We start from the raw sequence: 8,074 nt of genomic DNA on the forward strand, positions 1-8,074 counted from the left end.
ATACGAGGAGTCACCAGCTTTTTGCTCATTTCCATTTAAAGAATAGACCTATCCTAACAACAGCTTCGTTCCTGTTAAAATCAAACCTACCACAAACCCACATACGGCGCCATTGACTCGAATCCATTGCAGGTCATGCCCTACCTTATCTTCTATGAAGGCAATCAAGGAATCGTTGTCGAGTTTATTCAAATTCTCTTGTACCAACTCACCGATCTTGGAATAATGCTTCTCCATCAAGTTCACAATCTGCTCTTGAATCCAGTCTTCGGCACGATTAGCTAACTCCGGTCTCCGATCGATCTCAGCCATCATCTTCTCTAAGAAGGGAACTAGAAGTTCGGTACGGAATTCATCACTTCCGATATAGCTCGCCAGATACTCCAAGCCACGTTCCGTCATTGTGTTGATTCTACCGCTCTCGGTCCCCTTCTCGATCACTACATTCTTGAGCCGTGATAATTCACTTAACAAGGATGGCGATTTGGCTAGAGATAATAACTCCTTTTGGAAAAAGAAGAGCAATTTGTATCTGTCTTGATGATCTGAAACTTGCAACTCGGTAATTTTATCAAGGATAAACGTCTGAAGAACCGCCCCTAACTTCTCCTCATTGAAGTAGCCCATGAATGCACCCATTGCAAACTTCATCAAGCCGTTCACTTCTATCTCAGAAACACGCTGCATCGCCATACTGCCAAGGAATTCCCTAGTTGAATCCAGCTCTGCCCATTGTTTCGCTCGCTCCAATCCGAAATCGAGTGCCTTCTCATCGTAGTCATTACTAATAATTCCCTTGATTAGTTTATTAAGCAACTCTTCCTCATCAAGATGATCTAAGAACCTCGCTAACAATCGCTTAGCATATTCCGCTACGGTATCCGCAGGCAAACTTCTTACAGCTGTCTCAAGTACACCCGCAATTCCCTTTTGAAAAGGTTCCGTACTTACGGATTCCCTTAATTTCTGGAGCACAATATCCGTAATCCGAATTTGTTTGATTTTACTACGAATACTTTCTTGATTCAGCAGTTCTGTCTCCACCATGGTGGTGATCGCCTTGGTCATTTTATCCCGATTCTTAGGCAATAACGCTGTATGTGGGATTGGAATGCGTAGGGGATGACGGAATAAGGCTGTTACGGCGAACCAGTCCGCCAAACCGCCTACTAGACCCGCCTCGAAGCCACCCTGTAGCAGAGCAAGCCCCGTTCCCGAGAAGGGTAGGGTCGCTACAAAGCCAGCCCCCATAACTCCCAATGAAATTTCAGCCATACGATTAGATTTCTTCTTCGTCATAACATTCTCACCCATCCGTGTAATTGTTTCGATAGTTCAATTTAACCATAAAGTGGGTGCAATAGCCAAACTGGTCAATCAAATGACACAAGAAAAGGATAGGCTAGCAGAGATATACTCTGCTGTCCTATCCTTCTCAAATTCCTATGTATGTAACTATTTCTGCTTATTGTGGAGACATAGGTTGCTGTGGTGCTGCGGCCTTATTAGCAAGCTTATTTGGTAACTGCCATGCGGTTACAACAGCAAATGCTACAAAGACAAGATCCATAATTTCGAACAATTCAACGAAGGTTTCTTTAAAAAAGCTAAATACCTCACTAGAAAACATACCATTAAAGCTTTCATAATTATAGAAGTAAGCAACGATGAAGTATTTACCGAGTAGAATACCGAGTACACTCGCGATGACTGCAATAATTTGAATCGTAACGCTAGTTCTTTTACCAGCAAAGTAGGATACAGCATATCCAGCTAATCCTCCAATGGCCCAAGCAATGATCCCTAGCTCATACTCAGTCGTGATGGCAATAAGTGCCCACACGGCGCCCCCAACGATGGCTGCAAGCAGCGCCCCTATCACAGACATTCCAATTTTATTCTGTTCCAAATATAAGTCCTCCCCATTCCAATAGTTAAGACAGTGTTATGTCTTATGTCTATGTTACCAGATTTTTCCCCATATAAGAACAGTTTTTTCCTTCTACGTTAAGGGCTAGTGGCTTGTGCCTGGTCCAATAATGTCTGGCCTTCTGCCTCCACATTGCCCAGCGCCTCATCCACAGTAATCTCCTTATTCTTCACTCGCTCCAACTCTCGCTTCATCAATTCTTCGAACGTAGAATAAAATCCAGTTGGAACTTTTCCTCTACTTCCGTAGTTTACAGGTTTAGGCTTAAGTTTATAGAAGGCTTCGATACCGCTTGCCACATAATCCTTGTAATATCCCATTCGTGAGAGCATATTTCCGTTCAATGTTTTGGATTTGACGCGGGCATAGTCATCCCCGTTAACGTACTTAATGAAATCCCAAGCAGCTTCCGCATTGGGAGAGCCTGCACGAATTGAGAAGATTTCATATAGCTCAACATCGCGAGAAGTACTCGGATCCGAAGGATCCACGGGCCCTGTAACGATCCCAAGCTCGAATGGCTTAAACTCCTTCACACGATCCCGTACCTCTTTGAAATGTTGCAGCAAATCTGCGCTATCTACTACCATCGCTACTCGTCCCATGATAAAGGGTTGGTTCTTATAGAACTCCTCAGTGGACCCACCCCAGAATGGCTCTTCGGGAGTGTAAATTGCCTTGGATTCTGTAGCCTCAAATGCAGTCTTCCAGATGTCTTTCCAAGAATCCGTATTCACTGTCACTTTCATGGTGGAATAATTAACAGTCGACATCCCCTGCGTTCTTGCCATAAGTCCTGCCAAAGTATCCGTCTGAATATCAGAAGTAATATAACTCTGCATCCCCAAACCATACACCCGGTCCTCATCCCCACCATCAACAGGGAATCGCTTCGCCAAATTGAGAATTTCCTTCCAGGTCATTTGATTATGAGGAGGATCGATTCCATATTCAGCAAATAAATCCGCATTATAGAACAACGCATTTCCATAAAAACGCGGACTCAATCCATACAACTTGCCAGCACTCTTTTCTTTTATCAAATCAACAATCGTTGGGTAAATGCCCTCTATATCATAGTGCTCTTTCTGAATCAGGGTCTGAAGCTCCATAAGCAGGCCATCAGCCGCATATTGCTCATATTGTTCTGGATCAAGCCACAGCACATCCGGTTGTTCCTTTTCTATTAATTTAGCTAGCGCCGTAGCTTTATCTATTTCCGGATCATTGTCAATATTCTGCGTACTTACCACCTGAACTTCGATATTGGGATATTTCGTTATGAATAAATCGCCATATTCCTGATAAAAGATGCTTTCATCATAGTACATTACTTTTAAAATGGTAGGTGTAGTCGTTTTCTCTGGTAGAGCAGCCGAACATCCTCCGAGTACTATACAAATAACTAGAATCAACATTCTACATATATGTCTATTTTTCATTGAAACCTCCGAGAGCTGGATTCATTAGCTTGGACACATGCACCACCAGGTATTCCTTAACATTAGGAAACTCCTTTGCTAGAGCATTCTCTACATCACTAGTTAGCACCTCTGGGTTGTTATAGACCTTGGACTTTAATATGTCTAAAATAATCTTGCTAGCTTTCTGTTCCGACGCATAAATTTGATCCTCGCTCAATTCGCCCAATACGGCATTTTTCAGTAACGCCTTCACAAAATAATCGTTATTGTCTGACGCACAACCCGCACTAAATGGGATCGTATCCTTAGGAAAGGGAACTCCAATGTCCTTTGTTACTAGATTCCCAGGTTCACTAGAAATATAACTTTGAGTGAATGTTATTGTATTTCCATCCGTATCCTCTATCACTTCTACTTCTGGATCGTCACTACTACCAGAGATTGTAGAATATCCGCTGATTTGCGTCAGGTCAGTTATCTGAACTTCTTCGTGAGCAAATACGGAACCTGTCGCGAAGGTGCCTAGAAGCACACAACAGAAAACGGCCATACCTGCTCTCTTCCTGCCAGTATCCATGATCGTAACAATTCTGTTCTTCAACCCTTTTTTGTCACTATAAAAATGAGTAACTAGTTGGGTCTGAGTCTGCATTTGTTGTTTGGCTAGACCGATGATGGTCTCACCGTATACTTGCCGATCCTTCAAATCTATTTTCCGAACTACAGCTTCATCACAGGATTCCTCACATGCTGCGGAGACCGCCCTATTCATGAAGTAGACTATCGGATTAAACCAATGCATACTCGTTGCTATCAGCACAAGGACCTTGTACCAGAGATCTTTTCTCAAGTAATGAATACATTCATGTTTCAGGATAAACTTTAATTCATCGGACGAGAAATCAGTCGTCGGTAGCAAAATAACGGGCTTTATAAAACCAATCATCATCGGACTCTTGATACATGAGCATAACTTTATAGTGACTCTCTTGGTTCCCCTTAGCTCATCCTTTATCTCCTGAAAAATGCATAGTATTCGTGGTTCTTCGATCTCCTCGCTCCAGCGATGTACGATGCTCATGAAACGCTTTTGTCTGAATATATGTATCAGTAAAAATACAACCATACCTATGATCCATAGATAACTTACAATCTGTCCCCACTGGATGTTGGGTATAGTTGTTGTATCCGCATTAGGGGCGAATTTAGGAGGAACATCAACTGCTATTGTATTAATTGTCATCCCCGTGCCCGTATCATCATTCTGTATGTAATTCGTGTAAGGTTGCTGTGTAGTTACTACGGAAGAAATCGAATTTAGCAGTTGCACTTGGATAAATCCAGTGTCCATTTGAGGTCTAAATGGGATTATTAAGCCCACTACAACAATGAGCCAAGTATAATAACGCCATTTGGCCTCATATCTTCTGACTAACAGTGGAGTGATTGCCATGAATACAAGTGAAATGACAGACATCGTGATGCTGCATTCTACTAAAGTGGCCAAGAACTTCTCCACACTATTCCCTCCGTTCCTTCATCCACTTCATTAACTCATCCAGATCCTTATCCTTTAACTTTTTACCGTTATACAGCATATTTACTAGACTGACGAAGGAGTTCTCATGAACTTTCTCCATAAAACTTCCTGTTTCAAACTGTAGATACTCATCTCTCATCACGAGCGGGAAATAAGTGCGCTCTTTGCCGTTCTTCTCTGTACGCAGAAAACCACGCTCTACTAATCTTAATAACAGAGAAATAAGGGTTTGTGCCCTCCACTCCTTCTGTCTACCTAATTGCTCCATGATCATATTCGTAGTAATGGGTGGTTCATTCGCCCAGACTACCTTCATAATCTCAAACTCTGCATCTGGCAGCTTCTTCAACGTATCCAATTTACATCACTCTTTTCATTTTCTACATTTGTCTATATTGATATTCTACATCTGTCTAATATGATTGTAAAGCTATATATTGAAAAAAAAGGCTACCCCGTGGTAGCCCTTCAAACTGATATATTTAATTTGCAAATATATGATAATCCGTGACAACGGGTTCAATACCATCTGCACGAAGTCGCGAGTTAATCTGTCCTCGATGATATTGACCATGAAGTGCTACATGAATGAGAATATCACGTATATAAAGCGTAATCTCTTCACCCTTACTATTGGTGTAGGTAATTAAGTTATCTAAGTCGGATGGTGTTAATTCAGCGAAAACTGCTTCGAAGCTTTCTTCATTTTGTTTACTAAGTTGTGCACAGTATGCAATATCACTATCCGACCAAATTGGCAGTTGTGAACTATCCATTCCCCTTAATCTAGTGGCCCATACTTGTTCTGCATTTAGAATATGAGAGAATAAACGAACCTGTTGGTACTGAGTCTCAACATTCTGCAAAGTTTCTAGCATGCGTTGATTAGCCCAATGTAAATGTTTAAACATCTTTTGGATTGTTTGCAATAATACCACCCCTTGATTTCCTATTAATGGTATTGTATCACCTCGTTTTGATAAAAAACATTAAAGAAAAAAATTCCCAGACCGTATTGGTCTGAGAAGTTCGTAAGTAAATTGGGGGATCGCCCCAATATATTATATGTTTAGCATCCTATTTCAAATCTGCCGGAAAAACTAGTCCCATCTGTCGTCTAGCTTCGTCCATGATCTCCACAGCTTTAAGCGAGTTACTCAATGAGTTAATACTACTTTCGCGACATCCCGTCTTAATTAATTCGATAAACTCTTCGGCTTCATAATACATCGACTCTTGATATTGCGGTTGAGTTAGGTCTTCAATCGTCCCATCACGGTAATGAATCTTCACGCTATAGGGTTGATTGATCTTATCAATGACCAAAGTACCGTTCTCACCCTGAATTTCTGCAGGTAAATAAGAATCGGCGATTTTGGAATGCATAATAACAGCATCCATATCCTTATATTTGAGCACCATACTTCCTTCCCCATCTACACCTGAAGAGAGTTGCACGCCGACCGCTTGGATGGAATCGGGCTTACCGAACAATGTAACCATTGGATAGATACAGTAAGTACCCAGATCCATCAAGGAACCGTTGGAATATGTCGGATTAAACGCGTTGAGCACCGTGCCTTGCTTAAAGGCATCATATCTGGAGGAATATTGGCAGTAACTTGCAAAATAACGCCGCACGCGGCCGATTTTATAAAGGTTGTCCTTAATTACTCTTAAGTTAGGCATAAGTGTAGATTTCATGGCTTCCATCAGCACAACATCATTTTTCCTAGCTGTATCTATCATTTTTTGCATTTCAGACACATTTGAAGCCATCGGCTTCTCGCAAAGTACATGCTTCCCGTGGTTCATGCATATGATTGCTTGCTCCGCATGGAACGAGTTGGGACTTGCAATATACACGGCATCCAACAGATCACTTGCAGCCATTTCTTCTACATCAGTATATACCTTAGGATCATTAAATTTAGCAGCAAAGGCCTTACCCTTCTCTTCCGAGCGGGAGTATAATGCAGTCAGAGTGAATTGCTCCGTCTCCAACGCAGATTGGATGAAGCGCTCAGTTATCCAGTTTGTTCCAATAATACCGAATCGTATCATAGTTATCTCATCCCCTTAGATCTTGATACTTTATATAGGCTATAAACATATTCTCTCACTCTAGAATGCTCCTGTCCATACTTGCGTTCGTTGCAGCAACTGATTACAATTGTGATAACATGAGCAGTTGGAAACGAGGTGTTACTGTGAGCGAGGACAACAAGGATTACTCTCCTAATAATTTCAATTATATAATCTCCGGTGATTCCATCTCTAAAGGTGTCATTTATGATGAAGTGAGAAGCAAATACGTTATTCTAGAAGACAATTATGTATCTCTCCTTCAGGATAAACTCAAAGGTGTCGTTCGTAATACCGCAAGATTTGGGAACACGCTGATCAAAGGAATCGGGAATCTGAAGAAGGATGTTCTGAAGGATAAACCTAACATTGTGCTGATTGAGTATGGCGGCAATGATTGTGATTTCCATTGGAATGAAATTGCGGATAATCCGGATGCACTTCACAGCCCCAAGACCGATTTCACTGTATTCGAGACGATGCTAACTGAAACGATTCATTACCTGAAAAATCAGCAGATCACACCAATCCTGATGAGCCTTCCCCCACTAAATGCGGATAAGTACTTCAAATGGGTAAGCCAGAGCAACCCTGAGGCCGAGATCAACATTATGAAATGGCTGGGGAGTGTCACCAAAATTTATTGGTGGCAGGAAAGATACAATTCAACAATTATCAAAGTGTCAGAAATGACCAAGACTAAATATATCGATGTTAGAGGAGCCTTCCTTGAGCATCCTGATTTCACCAAGTTTATATGCGTGGATGGCATCCACCCTAATAAAGCCGGACACCAGATTATCTGTGATAAAGTTCTAGAGTTTATCAGAACTAACTACCAGCACTTACTGCAGGACCATAATGATTTAGCGTATGAATGAATATATGCTCAAGCGAGGAGAGGGACCTGAGAGGGTCTCTTTTTTCTGTATGTTTCGGCTTTATGGCTTAATGAATTAATGCAACTGTCAGTGGAAAATGGACTGGACCGGAATGAAATGGACTGAACTCGAATTGGATTGGGCTGGATTGGGCTGAAATGAGCGAATAACAGGAATTTTAGAACTAGAATAAAAAGTGGACACCTCGATAAGA

At 41.6% G+C, this 8,074-nt stretch carries 8 protein-coding genes; 1 reads left to right on the plus strand and 7 read right to left on the minus strand.

Going from position 1 to position 8,074, the window contains the following annotated elements; genetic code table 11:
* Window positions 1-48: 48 nt before the first annotated feature.
* The 7 genes from EJP82_RS19650 to EJP82_RS19680 form a co-directional block, all read right to left on the minus strand.
* Window positions 49-1,299 carry a DUF445 domain-containing protein gene (locus EJP82_RS19650; RefSeq protein WP_170220241.1) on the minus strand — a complete coding sequence of 417 codons (1,251 nt, stop codon included), beginning with the start codon at window positions 1,297-1,299 and terminating at the stop codon, window positions 49-51.
* 166 nt (window positions 1,300-1,465) lie between these two features.
* The gene (locus tag EJP82_RS19655; RefSeq protein ID WP_127193779.1) at window positions 1,466-1,909 is read right to left on the minus strand and encodes a hypothetical protein; all 444 of its coding nucleotides are present in this window, start codon (window positions 1,907-1,909) and stop codon (window positions 1,466-1,468) included.
* A gap of 98 nt (window positions 1,910-2,007) precedes the next feature.
* Entirely contained in the window at window positions 2,008-3,372 is a 1,365-nt protein-coding gene (locus EJP82_RS19660) for an ABC transporter substrate-binding protein (RefSeq protein WP_127193780.1), read from the minus strand.
* On the minus strand, window positions 3,362-4,873 hold the full coding sequence (locus EJP82_RS19665) for a M56 family metallopeptidase (protein WP_127193781.1): 1,512 nt from the start codon (window positions 4,871-4,873) through the stop codon (window positions 3,362-3,364). Before EJP82_RS19665 ends, EJP82_RS19660 begins: the two co-directional genes overlap by 11 nt.
* Before the next feature lies 1 nt (window position 4,874).
* Window positions 4,875-5,252, minus strand: coding sequence for a BlaI/MecI/CopY family transcriptional regulator (locus tag EJP82_RS19670; protein WP_127193782.1), 378 nt, complete (start codon window positions 5,250-5,252; stop codon window positions 4,875-4,877).
* A 124-nt stretch (window positions 5,253-5,376) separates the two neighbouring features.
* Window positions 5,377-5,823 carry a DinB family protein gene (locus EJP82_RS19675; RefSeq protein WP_127193783.1) on the minus strand — a complete coding sequence of 149 codons (447 nt, stop codon included), beginning with the start codon at window positions 5,821-5,823 and terminating at the stop codon, window positions 5,377-5,379.
* A 148-nt stretch (window positions 5,824-5,971) separates the two neighbouring features.
* Window positions 5,972-6,958, minus strand: coding sequence for a Gfo/Idh/MocA family protein (locus EJP82_RS19680; protein WP_127193784.1), 987 nt, complete (start codon window positions 6,956-6,958; stop codon window positions 5,972-5,974).
* Between the two features lie 146 nt (window positions 6,959-7,104).
* On the opposite strand from EJP82_RS19680, the gene EJP82_RS19685 reads away from it, so the two are divergent.
* Window positions 7,105-7,860 (plus strand): SGNH/GDSL hydrolase family protein, encoded by a 756-nt coding sequence (locus tag EJP82_RS19685; RefSeq protein ID WP_246054299.1) that lies wholly within the window; start codon window positions 7,105-7,107, stop codon window positions 7,858-7,860.
* The last annotated feature ends 214 nt before the right edge of the window (window positions 7,861-8,074 follow it).

Origin of the sequence: Paenibacillus anaericanus, assembly GCF_003994475.1 — a bacterium.
Lineage (GTDB): Bacteria > Bacillota > Bacilli > Paenibacillales > Paenibacillaceae > Fontibacillus > Fontibacillus anaericanus.